At 65.8% G+C, this 16,451-nt stretch carries 9 protein-coding genes; 2 read left to right on the top strand and 7 right to left on the bottom strand.

The features are described from left to right. Window positions 1-159 precede the first annotated feature (159 nt). Window positions 160-690: a G/U mismatch-specific DNA glycosylase gene (gene mug, locus P3T18_RS20010; protein WP_429301696.1), complete on the top strand. Its 531-nt coding sequence runs from the start codon at window positions 160-162 to the stop codon at window positions 688-690. Between the two features lie 87 nt (window positions 691-777). On the opposite strand, the gene P3T18_RS20005 is transcribed toward mug, so the two are convergent. After that, a complete protein-coding gene (locus tag P3T18_RS20005; RefSeq protein WP_429301695.1) occupies window positions 778-1,692 on the bottom strand; it encodes a DUF72 domain-containing protein in 915 nt (304 codons plus the stop codon). A 200-nt stretch (window positions 1,693-1,892) separates the two neighbouring features. Between P3T18_RS20005 and P3T18_RS20000 the strand changes: the two genes are divergently transcribed. Beyond that, entirely contained in the window at window positions 1,893-3,113 is a 1,221-nt protein-coding gene (locus P3T18_RS20000) for a DUF2252 domain-containing protein (protein WP_429301694.1), read from the top strand. Window positions 3,114-3,792: 679 nt separating this feature from the next. Here the strand turns inward: P3T18_RS20000 and P3T18_RS19995 are convergent. The 6 genes from P3T18_RS19995 to bcsP are packed head-to-tail and all read right to left on the bottom strand — an operon-like array spanning window position 3,793 to window position 16,360. Next, complete coding sequence (locus tag P3T18_RS19995; RefSeq protein ID WP_429301693.1) at window positions 3,793-8,652, bottom strand: cellulose synthase subunit BcsC-related outer membrane protein; 4,860 nt, start codon at window positions 8,650-8,652, stop codon at window positions 3,793-3,795. Further along, a complete protein-coding gene (gene bcsZ / locus P3T18_RS19990) occupies window positions 8,643-9,833 on the bottom strand; it encodes a cellulose synthase complex periplasmic endoglucanase BcsZ (protein ID WP_429301692.1) in 1,191 nt (396 codons plus the stop codon). The genes P3T18_RS19995 and bcsZ overlap by 10 nt, the downstream gene beginning before the upstream one ends. 10 nt (window positions 9,834-9,843) lie before the next feature. Next, on the bottom strand, window positions 9,844-12,411 hold the full coding sequence (bcsB, locus tag P3T18_RS19985) for a cellulose biosynthesis cyclic di-GMP-binding regulatory protein BcsB (protein WP_429301691.1): 2,568 nt from the start codon (window positions 12,409-12,411) through the stop codon (window positions 9,844-9,846). 3 nt (window positions 12,412-12,414) lie between these two features. Next, complete coding sequence (gene bcsA, locus P3T18_RS19980; RefSeq protein ID WP_429301690.1) at window positions 12,415-14,616, bottom strand: UDP-forming cellulose synthase catalytic subunit; 2,202 nt, start codon at window positions 14,614-14,616, stop codon at window positions 12,415-12,417. Further along, window positions 14,613-15,401 carry a cellulose biosynthesis protein BcsQ gene (bcsQ, locus tag P3T18_RS19975; RefSeq protein WP_429301689.1) on the bottom strand — a complete coding sequence of 263 codons (789 nt, stop codon included), beginning with the start codon at window positions 15,399-15,401 and terminating at the stop codon, window positions 14,613-14,615. The genes bcsA and bcsQ overlap by 4 nt, the downstream gene beginning before the upstream one ends. Further along, complete coding sequence (gene bcsP / locus P3T18_RS19970; protein WP_429301688.1) at window positions 15,398-16,360, bottom strand: cellulose biosynthesis protein BcsP; 963 nt, start codon at window positions 16,358-16,360, stop codon at window positions 15,398-15,400. Before bcsP ends, bcsQ begins: the two co-directional genes overlap by 4 nt. Window positions 16,361-16,451 lie beyond the last annotated feature (91 nt).

The raw sequence follows: 16,451 nt of genomic DNA, 5'->3' as shown, positions 1-16,451 counted from the left end.
GCATGCGCGTGTTTTATCGTCGAAGCCGGTGTCGCGTGTATCTACTATTCAAAGGTGAAGCATGAAGGCTGGCATCAAGCTATCCGACAGTCTGCTGGCGTTCAACCTGTTCGCCGAAGCGAGCGTGCAGCAGGATTTCGTACGTGGGCGCGTTCGTTGATGAAGCCCGCCGATATTCCTGGCTCGCTGCCGGACATTCTCGCGCCGCATCTGTCGCTCGTGTTTTGCGGCATCAATCCGGGCATGCGCGCGGTCGCGACAGGTCATCACTTCGAGGGCAGGGGAAATCGTTTCTGGCGGGTTCTGCATCTGGCGGGCTTCACGCCTACGCAGATCGCTCCGGAACACGATCGCACGATCCTGCAGTTCGGCCTCGGTCTTACGGCCGTGGTGCCGCGCGCGACGGTAAGCGCGGCGGAACTTTCGCGCGCGGAAATTCAAAACGCAGCCGATAGCTTCACACAGAAGATCGAACACTACGCGCCGCAAAACATCGCCTTTCTCGGCAAGATGGCATTCGCGGCGTTGTGCGGCAAGCGTGAGATCGAATGGGGACGGCAAGCGCTGCCATTCGGTGGCGCGCACGTGTGGGTCCTGCCCAATCCGAGCGGACTGAACCGTTCGTTCAGTCTCGACGCGCTCGTGTCCGCGTATCAGGAAGTGCGGCTCGCGCTCGCGTTGCCACGTTGAGGGTGTGCGGCCGTTCGCAATGTTCCTGCGGCGAACTGCGTGAACGCGTGTGCGTTGCTGTTTGCGCGTTGTCTTTAACCACCGTTTTCACACCGACTCCCCACCAAGAATATTCATCAACGTCCGCGCATTGCGCTGCCCCTGATCTTCGAAGCAGTTGTTGAAAATCACATGCGTGCGGCCCGCGCGCGTTGCAATCGCGCGAATCGGGATGGATAGTTCGGTGAGCTCCGCGTCGTCGTAGTCGTAATCGAAGCGCTGCGCGGCGGTGGCCGCGCCGGTGGCGCTCCACGTCTGCGTGTTGCGGCCATGCAGACGCACCATCGCGAGATCGGGATGCGTGATCTCCCAGACCGTGTGCACACGATTCGTGACGTCCGGCGGCGCGTCGACGATTACATGAACGAGTGCGCGCTCGCGTAGAAAATCGAGTGTCCATGATGCGTGTGTTTCGTCGAACCACGACTGATGGCGAAACTCGGCGGCCATCGTGTAACCCGTCATGCGCAGCCGGCATTCTTCCACTTGCGCGATACCGTCCGCGGCACGCGTGATCCACGGCGCGAATTGAAACAGCACCGCGCCGAGCCGGCCGCTCGTGCGTAGCGGTTCGAGGGCTTCCAGATAGCGGCGCCACAACTCGTCGCGAATCTCGACGGGTATGTCGCGGTAATAGAGGTTTTTCTTGCGCGGACCGGTGATGCCCGCGGGCAGCGCCATCGCGATGTCTTTCGGCAACGCGTCGGGCGAAGTCTGGTGGCCCGTGAAAAGGCGAAACGCCTTGAAGTTGAAGGTGAAGCCGTCGGGCGTGCGCTCGGCCCACAACTGCGCATTGCTCGCGGACGGCATGGCGTAGTACGCCGAGTCCACTTCCACCAGCGGAAACTGCGACGCGTAAAAACGCAGCCGCGCTTCCGCGCTACTGCTGCCGCGCGGATAGAAGCGCTTGCACGCAATCAGCGTCTTGTCGGTCCAGCCCGCAGTGCCGCATCGGATATCCATGAACTCGCTCGCCGGGGATGTCGCTTTCAGTGTAGCGCGGGTGGACGAAGCGGTGTCCGCGTGGGCATTGGCTCGCAAGCCGCTTAGATTTCAGAATGATTTCAGGCGCGTTTCCTGCTGACTGGGCTTGTTTGCCCGTGAGCGCAGACAGGCGCACAGCCACGCCGGACCCGAACTTCAAAAAAACGCGGACTGCTACGATGACTAAAAAAGACCTCACACGAAAGCTGCCCAAGCCCGACGCCCGTCAGGCATTGCTGACTTCGCGCCGCAACGCGCGCATGGCGCGCTCCGCCCACGCCTACGTGCGCGGCAACACCAGCAAGTTCTACGAATGGCTCGACGGCATGGAGGGACACGCGTTGCCCGAGGGTCCCGCGGTCTGGATTTGCGGCGATTGCCACACCGGCAATCTCGGTCCGGTGGCGGACGCCCAGGGCCGCGTCGAAATCCAGATTCGCGATCTCGACCAGACGGTCATCGGCAATCCGGCGCACGACCTGATCCGCCTCGGCCTGTCTCTGGCCACCGCCGCACGCGGCTCCGACCTGCCGGGTGTGACCACGGTACGCATGATGGAAGCGCTGGCGGACGGCTACGAACGCGCTTTCGACGATGCCGCCGGCGACGCCGACATTCGCGCTGAAAAACCCGAGGCGGTGCGAGTCGTGATGAAGGAAGCGGTGCGTCGTTCGTGGCGTCATCTGGCCGAGGAGCGCATCGAGGATCTCGAGCCGTCGATACCGTTGGGTCCGCGTTTCTGGCCGCTTGCGAAGAGCGAACGCCGCGAGATCGAGGCGTTGTTCGAGAAGAGTTCGCTCGCGCGACTCGCTACGGTCTGGCGCGGCGGTGACGACAGTGTCGATGTCGAAGTGCTCGATGCCGCTTACTGGGTGAAGGGATGCAGTTCGCTCGGCCGGTTGCGTTACGCCGTGCTGCTGGACATCGACGGTGCCGCCGTCGAAGGCGACGACCTGTGTCTGATCGACATCAAGGAAGCGGCGCAAGCCGCCGCGCCGCGCTACGCCGGCGCCCGCATGCCGCGCGACAACGCGGAGCGGGTAGTGGAGGGCGCGCGACACCTGTCGCCGTCGCTCGGCGAGCGGATGCGATCGGCGCGCCTGCAGGAGCGCGCGGTGGTCATACGTGAATTGTTGCCGCAGGATATGAAGCTGACCATCGAACAATTGACGCGCGACGAAGCGATGAAGGCGGCGCGGTTTCTCGCGCTGGTGGTGGGGCGGGCGCATGCGCGGCAAATGGATGATGGGACACGCAAGGCTTGGCTTGCCGAATTACGGAGGAACCGGTCGAAGACGCTCGACGCGCCGGGGTGGTTGTGGAAGGGGATAGTGGAGTTGGTTAGCAGCCATGCTGCGGGGTATTTGGAGCATTGTCGGCGGTATTCAGAAGGGAAGTGATGGGGTTTTTTGCCTGCGGCGGTGGTGTTTATTATTGTTTGCCTGCGGCGGCGGTGTTTCTGTTCTTATTGGTTTATTAGTGTTGCCCCTGTGCGGGGCGGCACTTACTTTCTTTGCCGCGGCAAAGAAAGGTAAGCAAAGAAAGCCGCTTACACCGCTAATGCTATTCGTTATCAGCGGCACTTCTCTACCGCAGTGGCCCCGGAGCGTCCGGCGCGTCGCACACTCCGCGTGAGTGACAAGGCCGTCATCAGTTCCGGCGGCGCTTCGCGCGCCGAGCGGCACATAAAGGGAAACCGAAGGTTTCCATTGAGCGTTTCGCCGAGGCGAAGCCGACGGCTCCCACCAACCAAAAGCGAAGTGAAGGTTTGAATGAAGTACCGCTCCGGCGCGCGCAGCGTCGCCGGAACGGATGACTGCTGTACCACTAGAAATGACGATCCACGGTCGGCCCTATCGGCTGCCACTCCCTGTTGTTATGAGAGGTGCCCGCTTAGGGTTAGCGGTTTGAGCGGCTTTCTTTGCTTAGCTTTCTTTGCCGCGGCAAAGAAAGTAAGTGCCGCCCCGCACAGGGGCAACACTAATAAACCACAAACAAAAGAAACGCCGCCGCCGCAAAAAAACCAAAAAACAGAGAACAGAAAGAACAAAAACCCCACCCCGCCAAAGGCGGACAAAATCAATTCGACAATGACAAATACGGCGAACTGAGCGGCGTCGGCGGAAACGGCTGCAAGCCCGTCTGCTTGTTAAAGCTATACCTCACATAAACCGCCGCGAGCCACTCGCGATATTCATACGCATTCCCAAGCGATGCGGTAGCCCCAAACGCGAGTTGCGGCGCGAGTTGATACTCGCCCACCGCGCTGAGCGAATACGACACGCCGGTCTTGCTCTGACCAGGATACACCGCTCCACTATCCACGCCCGTGCCGACGAACGCCGCATTCGCCGCCGCCGCGCCCTGACGTCCCGAATTGTCGTTGAGCGGGAAGTAATTCGACGCGTCCTGCCGGTAATGCTGCACGCCGATCGAACCCTTCAGGTCGTACGTGAAGGCGCCGTTGCGGCCGCTCCATTCCACCGGCAAGTTCAGGATCACGTACTGCTGCGGACTGAAGTAGCCGCCCTGACCATAGGTGTAGTACGACAGGTTCTTGTCGTAGCGCATCAAGGTCGTGTTCAGGCCAACGGTCAAGGTCTGGTCGGCATCCTTCAGCAGACGGGTGTACACGCCGCCGCCGCCCTTCACGGCATTGTTGCTCACGACATTCGTACCCTGGTAGAACTGGTACGCGGCATTTACGTACAGGCCGCTCGTGCCGTCGTCCCAGGCAAGGCTGCCGAGGCCGCCGTTCGATGTCACGCCGCCCCATTCGAGGCCCGAGCCCGCGTCGCGGGCGCCGGCATACGAGAGCAGGCTGTCGGTCACCGCGCGTCGTGCGACGGCGAGCGAGTACGACACCTTGTCGGTGATGCCGCCGTTGTACTGCGCGCCGCCCACGATGTTGGTCTCGCGGAAGCCGATCGGCGTCACGCCGACGTCGGCGCTGATGCTGCGTCCTTCGTAGCCGAGCGACAGGCCCACGCCGCTCGCGGTCTGGCTGCCGTAGGTGTTGTTGCCGGCAATCGCCGCGGTCTCCGAGGTGCTGTTGGACAAGCCCGCGCCGAAGCGCGCAAGCGTGGAGACGTTGCCCGACGCGGTGCCGGCGTCGAGGGTCACGGGCGTCGCGGTCACGACGATGTGACCGTCACCGGCCTTGATGCGGCCCTGCACCGGCGCTTCGATATCGGTGAGCGTCGACAGGCCGTCTTCGCCCGAACGATTGCGGAACACGATGCCGCCCGACACGCTGCTCGACTGCTCGCGATTCACCTGTGCGAGTTCTTCGGCCACGCCGAGCGTCTGCGCGTTGGCGACATTCGGCTGACCGTAGGTGTTGCCGGTCGCATCAGGCTGCTGCGGATAGTACGGCTGCGCGTAGCCAGTCGGCGGCTGCGGTATGTACGGCTGTTGCTGCTGCGCGTAGTAGCCGGTATTCGCCTGCTGCGGCGGATAGGGCTGATACGGCTGCTGCTGCGGATACGGCTGATACGGTTGCTGCGCGTAATAGCCTGTGTTCGCCGGCGGCCGCTGATAAGGCTGCGAGTTGTACGGCGCGCGCGCGTAGTTCTGCGTGCTGCGCTTGCTGCTGGCCGTGGTAGTCGTCGTGGCCTTCTTGCTAGTCGTGCGCTTCGTGCTGGCCGGCGCGCTGGCATAACCCTGCTGCGGCATCGCGCCGGGATAGGCCTGCGCCTGACGCGAAGCCGGCGACATCGGCCAGGGCGTCGCGGCATATCCATCCTGCGCGCCATACGGCGCCTGCTGCGGGTAGCCGCCCTGCGGATAGCCCTGCTGCTGCGGATAGCCACCTTGCTGCGGATAAGCCTGCTGCTGCGGATAACCACCCTGCGGATAAGCCTGCTGCTGCGGATAGCCACCCTGAGGATAAGCCTGCTGCTGCGGATAGCCACCCTGCGGATAAGCCTGCTGCTGCGGATACCCGCCTTGCGCATACCCCGAGTTGTACTGCTGCTGCACCGGCTGCCCGCTCTGCCCCGGATACGGCTGCAACGGCGCGCCCGACTGGCTCGATCCGTAGCTTTCCTGGCCATAGCCGCCGGAGTTGCCGCCCGAATTGCCGCGTTGAACCGGCGCGTTATAAGGCACGGCCGTTGGCGCGGCATTCGGCGCGTACGGCTGCGAAGGCGTCGTATAAGGCGCGACGTACGGTGCGGGCTGCGAGGGCGGCGGATAGTTCGGCACGGTCTGTGTCGGCAAGGAGGACTGCGAGTACGGAAGCGAAGTGCGCGCGGCATTCGTGCTGCCGCCGGCAAACGCGGCGTTATCGGCATCGGACGGCGTGACGGTGGCGGTTTTGCCTTCGAACGGATTGGTGCCGGGCAGCGGCGTCGCGCCGATGCGGCGCATCGCGACTTCCCAGCCGCGCGGCACGTTGCCCGGCGAACCGGCGCGCGGCGCGTTGGCCATCAACGGCGTGTTGGCGGCGACCAGCGAGCGTTGCAGATACGTGGACGCAAGCGACAGCTTGCCTTCCGCGCGATACATGCGCCCGACCGTCGCGAGCACGCCGGGATCGCCCGGTGCTGCGGCGAGCGCCTGTTTCGCGAGCGTTTCGGCGTAGCTGTACTGTTTCGCGCCGACGGCCGCGGGGATGGTGGCCTGCAACAGGCTCAGGTCGTCGGGCTTGCGTTGCAGCGCGACGCGATAGCTCGCGAGCGCGTCGCGATCGTCGCCGGCTGTCGTGTAGAGACGGCCGAGCGCGGCTTGCAGATCGGGATTGTCGGGCATCGCGGCAAGCCACGGCGCGATCACGTCGTAGGCGCTGGCGAGGTCGCCGCGCTGACGCACCGTGTCGCATTGCTTGATGACGATGCCCAGATTCAGATTGCCGAAATCGGTGCGCTGCTGCGGCGTGAGCGGCATCGACGCGAGACGGCGCATCACCATGCCGAGTTCGTTTTCCTGCTGCGTGGCCGAGAGAATGCCGGCGTATTGCAGCAGCAGGTCGGTGTTGCCCGGCGCGGCGTTCATCGCGCTGCGCACGAGGCCGAGTGCGCGGGTCGGGTCGCCGGCCTGCTGGTAAGCCGCGGCAATCACGCCGATCAGTTCGGGGCTCGTGCCCGCCACCGGCTCGGCGGCGTGCAGGGTGGCGAGCGCCTGCTGGTTCTGTCCGGCGCGTGCCATGCGCGTGGCGAGATCCGCCTGCTGATGTACCCACAGACGGTGCTGCAAGGTGGTCATCGCGTCGGTGCGTTGCGCGACCGGAATGCGATCGAGCTGCGCGAGACCCGTGCTCCAGTCCTGCGTTTCCGCCGACAGCAACGCGCTCGCATACAACGCGTCGGTCATGTCCGGATGCGCGGCGAGCAGACCGTCCATTATGCTGCGGGCATTCGCCACCGCGCCCTGGCGCACGTAGATGCGCGCGAGGTCGAGGCGCAGCCATGGATCGTCCGGCGTGTTGAGCAGGGCGTCTTCGAAGAGACTGCGCGCGCTGCCGAGATCGCCGCGCGCTTCGGCTGCGCGTGCCTGCGCAGCCTGCGCTTCGCCACGCAGACGATTGATGCCGCCGGCCTTCGACTGCTGCTCGTTGTTCAGCTGATTGGCGAATTGCAGCGCTTCGTCGCCACGGCCTTGCGCGGCGAGCGCGCCGACGAGTCCGCGAATCGCGTCGGGATTGTCGGCCTGACGACGCAGCGCCATGCGATACGCCTGCTCGGCGCCGACGGCGTCGTGATTCGCGAGCAGCATCTCGCCGAGCAGCACCTGCGCGGTGACGTCCGACGGATTCATCGCGATGGCGCGCTCGAACAGCGACTTCGCCTTCGCGAACTCGCCGTTGCTGCGCGCGCCGATCGCGTCGCTGGTGTAGGTCCAGTAGGTGGCGCTGTCGAGCGCGGTTTTCCAGCGCGCGGGATTGCCGTTGCGCGAGGCGCGTTCCAGGTAGTTGCGCGCTTCCGCGAAATGTTCCTGCTTCAGCGCGGCGATACCCATGCCGCCGAGCGCATCGGTGTCGTTCGGACTGTTGGCGAGCACCGCGGAAAACTTCGCGCGCGCGGTGGCGATATCGCCGCGGTCGAGCGCGTTGAAGCCGTCGGCAACCGAGCGTCCGCGTGCATCGACCGCCGCGTTTTGCTGGGCACGGTCGCGCGCGGTCTTGTCCTGCTGCACCATCGAATCGAAGCGCGCCTTGACGGCGGCGTCGTCGGGCGCGCTGTCCAGATACGCCTGATAAAGCGCGGAGTCGGAAGGGCGCGCGTCGAGCCACAACAGCGCCTGACGCCAGCTTTTCTTCGCCGACGCACCGACCGTGCTGTCGCCCGTGAGCTTCTGCAAACGCGCGATGCCGTCGCGGCGGGTGACGTCGCGATAAGTCAGATGCTGGGCGTAGGCGAGGGCGTAGCGCGGATCGTCGGGGTTGTCGCGCGCGAGCTGTTCGAGGCCGCGGCGCGCTTGGTCCCAGCCCTGCGGCGTGGCCGACAGCGCCTGGTAATACTCCAACTGCAATTCGGGCGTGGCCGGCTTGCCGTTGAGCGCGCGCTGATATTCCTGCACCGCGCTTGCGCTCTGGCCGCTTTGCGCGAGACGCCGCGCGTCGTTCACGGTTTGATCGCGCACGCTCGACTCGCCGAGACGGCGGCCGAGTTCATCGAGATTCGGATAGGTCGGCGCGACCGCCTTCAGGCGCGCCAGATATTGCTGCGCGCCGGAGCCGTCCTTGCGGTCGGCGAGCACCATGCCCATGCCGTACAGCGCGTCCGGCTGTTTCGGGTCGATGCGCAATACTTTTTGCCAGGCCTGCTCGGCGAGATCGCCACGCTGATGCGACTGCCAGTATTTGCCCTGATCGATCAGCACGCTCATGGGATCTTTCGACGCCTGCGCCAGCGCGTCGGGCGACGCCGTCGCGACAGTGCAGACGGCCGTGAGGCTCAGCGCGACGCGCAATGACAACGCGAGGGCACTCAATCGCATGCGTTTCTCCAACTCGGCACGAGACGGCCGGCTTCGTCGAAGCGATAGCGGCCGTCGATAAATCCGGTGCCGAACAAGCCCAGCACACGATCGTAATAGACAGGTTCATGGCCCGGCACGCTGACATCCAGCGCGGCCAGATGGGTGCGCGCGAGTCCGAGGCCGCGGTCGTCGCCGAGTGCCTTGAAATACGGCGCGAGCGCGCCCCAGTAGCTCAACGGACCTTCGCCGCTCGACGCGCCCGAGGTGGACGACACCTTCTCGGGCGGAAAGCCGTTCTGCGCGACGCGCGTGCGCATGCCGCCGAGCGCCGCCAGCCAGGGCCGTGCGAGCGGATCGGCCGGCGAGGCGAGACCGGCCCACAGGTAGACGCGGATCGCGTCGTAGCTGCCGGTGTCGCCTTCTTTCGGATCGACCACGAACTGGCCGTTCTGCCAGGCTGCCCAGTCGGGCGAAAAGCCTCGCGGCGCAGTGGTCTTGATGAGCTTGTAGGCGCTCTCCGCGAGCTTGCCCCACGGGCCGTTCGGCACCTCGCGCGCAAGCGCGCGCAGCACCGGCAAGGGCAGATAGCTCGGGTTCAGACGCGTGACGCCGTTTTCCTTGAAGCCCTGCGGTCCGGGCAGCAGCATTGGGCCGACGCCGGAGAGCGTGGTCGTTTCTTCACGCGCGATCTGCGCGGCGAGCGCCTGGCCGAGTTGCGTGTATTCGGGCTCTTTCCACAGGCGTCCGGCTTGCAGCAGATCGTAGGCGATCCACAGGTCGGAGTCGGAGGCGGAGTTGCCGTCGATCACGCCGAACGAGCCGTCCGGCTTCCTGCCCCACAGCCACGACGGCAGCCGCACGTTCTGCGGATCGAACTGGTTGCCCGCTAGGTTGGAGCGGGTCCAGTTCAGCAGCCGGTCGAAGGTGGCGCGGTCGTTCGCGACCAGCGCGAAAAAGAGCGCGTACGACTGGCCTTCGGACGTGGTTTTCAGTTGCGGCGACGAATAGTCGATCACGCGCCCGTCCGCCTGCACGAACTTGGCGACGAAGCTGCGATAACCGCTCCAGTCGCCGCAGGCGCCCGGCGGCGCGGTGTTTTGCGAAACCTTCGCGAGTGCGGCGAAGCTGGTGGCGGCGGCAAGGCCGAGGCCGAGCCCGACCGTCAACGCCGCGTATGTCTTGTCGATTCGAACCCGCATATCAGTCCTGTTAGTCCCTCAGGCGGCGTGCGGCGATACCGCGCAGCGTCCGGTAGAACAGAGCCGCGATGATCAGCGCGGCCAGCACGCCGCCGATCATCAGCAGCAGCGGATGCGAGGACAGCGCCCAGCGCAGATACTCCTGCGGCGACAGATGGCCGACGTAATACGCTTCGCCATTGGACGTGATGGTCACGGTGCGGCCGTGGATCACGGCCATCGCGCCTTGAATGGCCGGCAGCACGTCGGCGTCGAGCAGGGCCGTGGACAGATCGGCGTCCGACTGGCCGGCCGCGCTCACCAGCGCCACCGCGCTGCGGTTTTTCTGCAGCGGCGATTCGAAGCCGGTCAGCAGGGCGTCGCCGTTCGAACTCACGAGCGTCAGGTCGGCGCGCGCGGGCGAACGTTCGACACCGCGTTCGCCGTGCCACCAGTCTTCGAGTTTGAAGACGATGTCGGAGAGCTGGAAGGTGCGCGAGTCGCCGTCGCTGGAAAACGGCATCGACTTCGCCCAGCGTTGCAACAGCGGTTGCTTGCCCGGCGCGCCGAAGATCAGCAGGTCCTTGTTCGCGTAGCTGTCGACGTTGTCGGCGGTGCCGACGGTCACGCCCATCACCGGATAACCGGTCGACGCGCCCATCCGGCCCATGGTCAGCAGATACAGGCTGTAGTCGCTGGAATCGGCGTCGTTCGGCAGGATCACGGCGGTCTCGGAGAGATCCGCCATGCGCGTGAACGGGAAGCCGCTATTGGCGAATGCCGCGAGGTCGGGCAGCGCCATGTAGTGCGGGAATTCCGACAGGTCGATGGTGGTGTTCGGGTCGATCGCGCCCACCACGTTGTCGAGCAGACGGCCGTGACATTCGCCGGTGTTCGGGATGTCGTAGTAGAAGTGCAGACGCACCTGCGCGCGCGGCGTGAGCAGCAGCGGTGGAATATAGACGGTGCGGCGCGCTTCGGCGGTTTTGTCCGGCAACACGCGCGCGAAGTAATGGCTCAGTTCGAACACCGAGGCCGATTCGGCGGGAATCGGCAGTGCCTGCACGAAGCCGTTGTTCACGCTCACGTTCAGCGAGGAACGGTCGCGCAGCGGACGCACGGTGTAGCGATAGCGCAGGTCGATCGGCGCGCCCTTGGTGTGCCACATGAACAGATCGGGCGGCACGCGCAGGTTCACGCGCACGGCGTCGGCGTCGTAGCCGGACACGGTCAGGTCGCGCGCGTCGGCCAGTTCGCCGAAGCGCACCGCGCGGTTGGTCGGCAGCCAGTTCGGCGCATCGTACGGCGCGCGCTTCATCAACTCGTTGAGTTGCGTGATGGTTGCGCTCGGGCCGGTCAGGGTGTTCTGGCCGATGCCCAGTGCGCGGGCGGCCGTCTTCAGTTCGGCGTCGGTGCGGCCGAGCACGAGCAGCAGCTTGCCGCGCGCCGGTGCGTCGCGATCCACCACGGCGATGGTCGGACCGGAGATGGCGGGAATCGTCACGCCTTCCGGACGCTGGTCGGAGGTGGCGAACACGACGGCATTGCCCGACAGCGGCGCGTTGTCGAGCTGCGCGGGGAACACCGCGCCGCGGTAGCCGGCGAGCGCGCCGAACCACGAGGCCACGATGCCGCCCGCTTCAAGCGTCGCGGCGCTCGGCTTTTGCGGGAACACGAAGGGCAGCTCGAGCCGGCGGACGTCGCGGCGGTCGAAGAACGGTTGCGGCAGCGCGGCAAGATCCGGCTTGCTCGCGAGCGAGGCGTAAGTGAGATCGAGCGAACTCGCATTGCTGACGGTTGCCCACAGCGAGGAATTCGCCGGGTCTTCGCAACTGGTCGTGTAGTGACCGATCAGCTGCACGTTCAGATGGTTGAACTCGGTGATGAAGCGCGGATCGATCGAGACGTCGCGCGCCACCAGCATGCCGGCCTGGTCGTGCGGCACGGGCAGCGTGGCGGCCACTTCGCCGTTCACCAGCACCTTGAGCTGCGAGATGTTGGCGAGCAGTGCCGGCGAGTAGCTGTAGATCAGATGCAGGATCGCGCCGGTGACGACTTCGTCGCCGCGCACCGAGAAGGCGACGCCGTTCTGGCCGTCGGTGCCGCGCAATTGCAGCGGATCGAGCGCGCCGAGGTCGGCGAACGTAAGCGTCTGACGACGGCCGCCCGGCACCAGCGTGCCCGGCTCGGCGGTGGTCGGCGTCCTGATGCCGAGCGCCTTCACCGACGAAGCGGCGAGCGCCGGCGTCGGCGTGGCGAGCGGCGCTTGCTGGATCGCATTCGGATCGAGCGGCACGGCAGCGCTCGGCGGCGGCACGCTGCCTACGCCGCGCGCCACCTGCGCATTGCCCGACGTGGCGTTCGCGGCAGTGGCGGCGGTCGCACCGCCACTCGTGCTGCCCGCGGCCGACGCAGCGGCCACGACTTCCGCCGCCGACGCCAGCGGTGCCGCCAGCGCCGTCTGCAAGGCGAGCCAGCAGGCGATGCCGCGCATGATCCGTTTTGAAGCGGGGCGCGCCGAAAACAGCGCGTTCGACCCCGTCCCCCTGCGCTCGTGATTCGAGCGTTCGACGTTTCCCTTCGCCATCCTGTTGCCCATAGATCAGTCTTTGGTTTTTAGCTTCTTGACGTCCACCGGACGGCTTTTCATCGAGGTGCGAAGGTCGGCGTACAGATGCTCGAACAGACCGGCGATGCCGCGCGCGCCCACCGTCAGCACGTGTGACAGACCGCGCAGCGGCGTGTCCTGCTGACGTCCTTCGGCCCAGCCGGTCCAGGCATCGGCGCGTGCGAACGTGGTCTTGACGAACTCGTACTCCTGCTCGCGCGACAGCGCCGAGAAGCGCAGACCCACGCGGCCCGGCGCAGTGAAGCCGACGGTCGCGGGGAACGCGTATTCCTCGTCGCCGCGAAACAGCGACACGGTGACCTTTTCGTGCATCGGCACTTCGATCTTGCCGGGCAGCGCCACGCCGACGCCGCCTTCGGAGTAGTCGATGGTTTCGCAGGCGAGCGTGCGGCCGGTCGAGAACTTGAGCATGACGGGCATCTGCATGGCCACGCGATGCACCGCGCGAATCTGACGACGCTCGCTCGCTGCAGCCACGCTCGCGCCGAGAATCAGCATGTTGTAGACGGTCCAGCCGAGGTTCAGCACGGTCGTATTGACCACGCTGCGGATGTGCCAGTTCAGATAGATGTGCACGATGCCGACCACGAAGCCGATCAGGTTCAGCAGCAGCAGGAACAGATACGGCCGCGAGATCGCCCAGTCGAAGTAGTTCTTCTCGATCTGGCCGCCCTTGGCCGTCACGTTGAACTTGCCGAGCTTCGGGTTGATGAGCGCAAGCAGGGTCGGCGCGGTGATGTACGACGCCAGCACCGACTCATACACTTCGGCCCAGAACGAATGACGGAACGAGCGCTGCATGCGCGAGTTCGTGATGCTCGCGTGCATCATGTGCGGCAGCGCGTAGATCGCGATCGTGCTGGCCGCGGCTTCGATCACGTGCGCGTTGAAGAACAGGTACGACAGCGGCGCCGTGAGAAACACCAGACGCGGGATGCCGTAGAAGAAGTGCATCATCGCGTTCAGATAGCAGAGCCGCTGACCGAGCTTCAGGCCTTTGCCAGTGAGCGGATTGTCGATCCGGAAAATCTGCGTCATGCCGCGCGCCCAGCGAATCCGCTGGCCGATGTGACCGGACAGACTTTCCGTGGCGAGACCCGCCGCTTGCGGGATGGCCAGATACGCGGTGGTGTAGCCCAGACGGTGCAGCTTGAGCGCGGTGTGCGCGTCTTCCGTCACGGTTTCGACCGCGATGCCGCCGATCTCCTCGACCATGGTCCGGCGCAGCAGCGCGCACGAGCCGCAGAAGAACGTGGCGTTCCACAGGTCGTTGCCGTCCTGCACGAGACCGTAGAACAGTTCGCCTTCGTTCGGCACCTTGCGGAAGGTGCCGAGGTTGCGCTCGAACGGATCGGCGGAGAAGAAGTGGTGCGGCGTTTGCAGCATCGACAGCAGCTTGTCGCGCAGGAACCAGCCGAGGCCGATCTGCAGGAACGAGCGGGTCGGAATGTGATCGCAGTCGAAGATCGCGAGGTATTCGCCCTGCGTGATTTTTAGCGCTTCGTTGATGTTGCCGGCCTTGGCGTGACGGTTGTGCGTGCGGATCGTCCAGTTGACGCCCACTTCCTCGCAGAACGCCTTGAACTCGGGACGGCGGCCGTCGTCGAGCACGTGGATCGAGATTTTCTCGGCCGGATAGTCGAGCGCGAGCGCAGCGTAGATGGTCGGCTTCACCACCGAGAGCGGCTCGTTATAGGTCGGAATGAACACGTCGACCGTCGGCCACTGGTCGCGCGAGGTGGGCAGCGGCATCGGCGTGCGCTTGAGCGGCCAGGCGGTCTGGAAGTAGCCGAGCAGCAGCACGATGGTCGAATAGACTTCCGCCGACACCAGCAGCAAACCCCAGGCGGCGTCGAGCGGATGTTCCCAGTAGGTCGTGGCGGTGAGCCGCCAGTACATATAGCGCCCCGACGTGACCACGGAGAGCATGATCATCACCATGGTGGCGTAACGGCCGGGCAGGCGGCGGAACCACAGCGCGGTGATGAAGCAGCAGCTGGCGAAGGTCAGCTGTTCGTAGAACGCGAGCGGCACCGTGAACACGAAGTAGAGCATCGTCAGCGCGAACAGCGTGACGAGTACGGTGACGATGCGGCTATTCCAGAAGCGCGCGTCGGCGAAACGTTCGAGCCGCGACGGCGCGGCGCCTTCGAGTCCTTGCGATGGCGAGCTCATGCGACGTTCCTCGGCGAAAGGGCGATCGCGTCGATCGCCGCCATCAGCCAGTTGCCGCACGCGCGGACATCGGCGGCGGCCTGGCTGACGGGATCGTAGTGAATCAGCGTGGTGTCGCAGGCGAGCGCTTCGCTCACGCCTTCGTCGAGATGGATCACGCCGGGGAAGAGGCGATCGCCGAGCATCTGGCGCAAGACCTTCAGCACGTCCTTGGTCAACTGGCGCGAGGTGTCGATCTGGTTGATCACGTAGCCTTCGCCGCCGAACTCGGGACGCGGCGACGCGTAGGCCGCGATCATGCGTTCCATTTGCGGAATGGCCGCGTACGAAGCGGCGTCGGCCAGCACCACGTTCAGCGCGAAGGTGGCGGCGCACAAGGCCGTGCGCACGTACGCGGACGAACCCGGCGGCGTGTCGATGATGACGACGTCGGACGCATCGAGGCGCAGCGCCTGCAGCGAGCGCGCGAGCCACATCGGTTCCTGGTCGATGTAGGCCTCGAAGCGGCGGCGGTCGTCTTCGAGCACCGCGCCGTAGGGCAGCACCGTGACGCCGTCGACGCCGTCGAACATCACCGACTGCCAGGCGTCGCCCGACAGCGTGGCGCGCGAGAGGCCGTCGATGCTGTCGAGCGGCACGCCGAAGTGCAGGCGCAGCGCGTTCTGCGGGTCGAGGTCGAGAGCGATCACGCGCCGTCCGCTGGTGGCGAGCACGGAAGCGAGATTGGCGGCGAGGGTGGTCTTGCCGACCCCACCTTTGGCGGACACCACCGCGATGACTTTCATGAGCGACGAGGGCCGTTGACCAGCCACGAGTTGGAGGCCGCGGGCGCGGCGGCGCTGGTCGCGTCCGCCGGTGCCGTGGCCGTTTGACCGGAGGTGCCGCGCAGACGCGCGAAGACCGATTGCAGCGGCGCGGCTTCGCCGGACGGCGCAGGCGCCTGCGGCGCGGCGGCGGCTGGTTCGGGCGCGAACAGCTTGCCGAGAATCGACGCGGGCGCCACGGGTGAGACAGGTGCGATCGGTGCAGTCGGTGTGGCGTAGGACGGCGGCGCGCTGCGGGCGGGCGCCGGTGCCCACGCCTGCGTGGCGGGTTGGGCCTGCGCCGACGGCGCTGCCGGTGCGCGGTACTGGACCGCCGGCGGCGGCACGTAGGCAGGCGGTATCGCGGCAACCGGCGGCGCTGCCGTCACCGGCGCGAACTGCGCGGGCGCCGCCGCCGCGACGATTGGCTGCAAGACCGGTTGCGGTGTGAACGGCGTGGCGGGCGGCATCGCGGGTGGCACCGCGGGTGGCACTGCAGGTCGCACCGAAGCAACCGGCGCTGAAGCCGGCGTCGCGGATGCCGAGGCGTCCGGTTCGGCCGTCTCGTCGGTGCTCGCGAACACGCCGAAGCGCGACGCGCCCGGTGTCACGCCCGGCTTCGCCGGTGCGGCGACCGGCGGAATGTCGCGGCGATGCGAGCGCGTGAACAACGGCGCCTTCGCACGCGTCACCGAAGCGGCGTCTTTAGGCGTGGTGTCTTCGCGGTCGATTGCCGGCGCGATCTCGCGAACCTGTTCGGGCGCGGATTCGCGGCGCTGACCCACCGCCGGAATCGTGGGTTGGGTGAGATCCAGCGTGACCAGTAAAGGCCAGCGCGTGCGCGCCGAGCGCGCCTCGTTCTCGCGGCCGATTTCCTGGTACGCGTTGGCGTCCCCACCAAAGTGATCGAATAGTTTTTCGATGTCGCTCGATGAACTCATATTGCTGCCGTCCTATACATGACTGGCCTTGCCCCGATCCTTCCACCTGCTCGCGGCGCTCAAACGCTGATGCTGTCACTGCACGCGCACC

This window comes from Paraburkholderia sp. GAS199 (genome assembly GCF_050436585.1).
GTDB lineage: Bacteria > Pseudomonadota > Gammaproteobacteria > Burkholderiales > Burkholderiaceae > Paraburkholderia.
This window is presented reverse-complemented; position numbering and strand designations above follow the sequence as displayed.

Coding starts and splice junctions, on each gene's coding strand:
- P3T18_RS19995 (WP_429301693.1), bottom strand. CDS start 8,652: ATGCGATTGAGTGCCCTCGCGTTGTCATTGCGCGTCGCGCTGAGCCTC.
- bcsQ (WP_429301689.1), bottom strand. CDS start 15,401: ATGAAAGTCATCGCGGTGGTGTCCGCCAAAGGTGGGGTCGGCAAGACC.
- P3T18_RS20000 (WP_429301694.1), top strand. CDS start 1,893: ATGACTAAAAAAGACCTCACACGAAAGCTGCCCAAGCCCGACGCCCGT.
- bcsP (WP_429301688.1), bottom strand. CDS start 16,360: ATGAGTTCATCGAGCGACATCGAAAAACTATTCGATCACTTTGGTGGG.
- mug (WP_429301696.1), top strand. CDS start 160: ATGAAGCCCGCCGATATTCCTGGCTCGCTGCCGGACATTCTCGCGCCG.
- bcsB (WP_429301691.1), bottom strand. CDS start 12,411: ATGGGCAACAGGATGGCGAAGGGAAACGTCGAACGCTCGAATCACGAG.
- bcsA (WP_429301690.1), bottom strand. CDS start 14,616: ATGAGCTCGCCATCGCAAGGACTCGAAGGCGCCGCGCCGTCGCGGCTC.
- bcsZ (WP_429301692.1), bottom strand. CDS start 9,833: ATGCGGGTTCGAATCGACAAGACATACGCGGCGTTGACGGTCGGGCTC.
- P3T18_RS20005 (WP_429301695.1), bottom strand. CDS start 1,692: ATGGATATCCGATGCGGCACTGCGGGCTGGACCGACAAGACGCTGATT.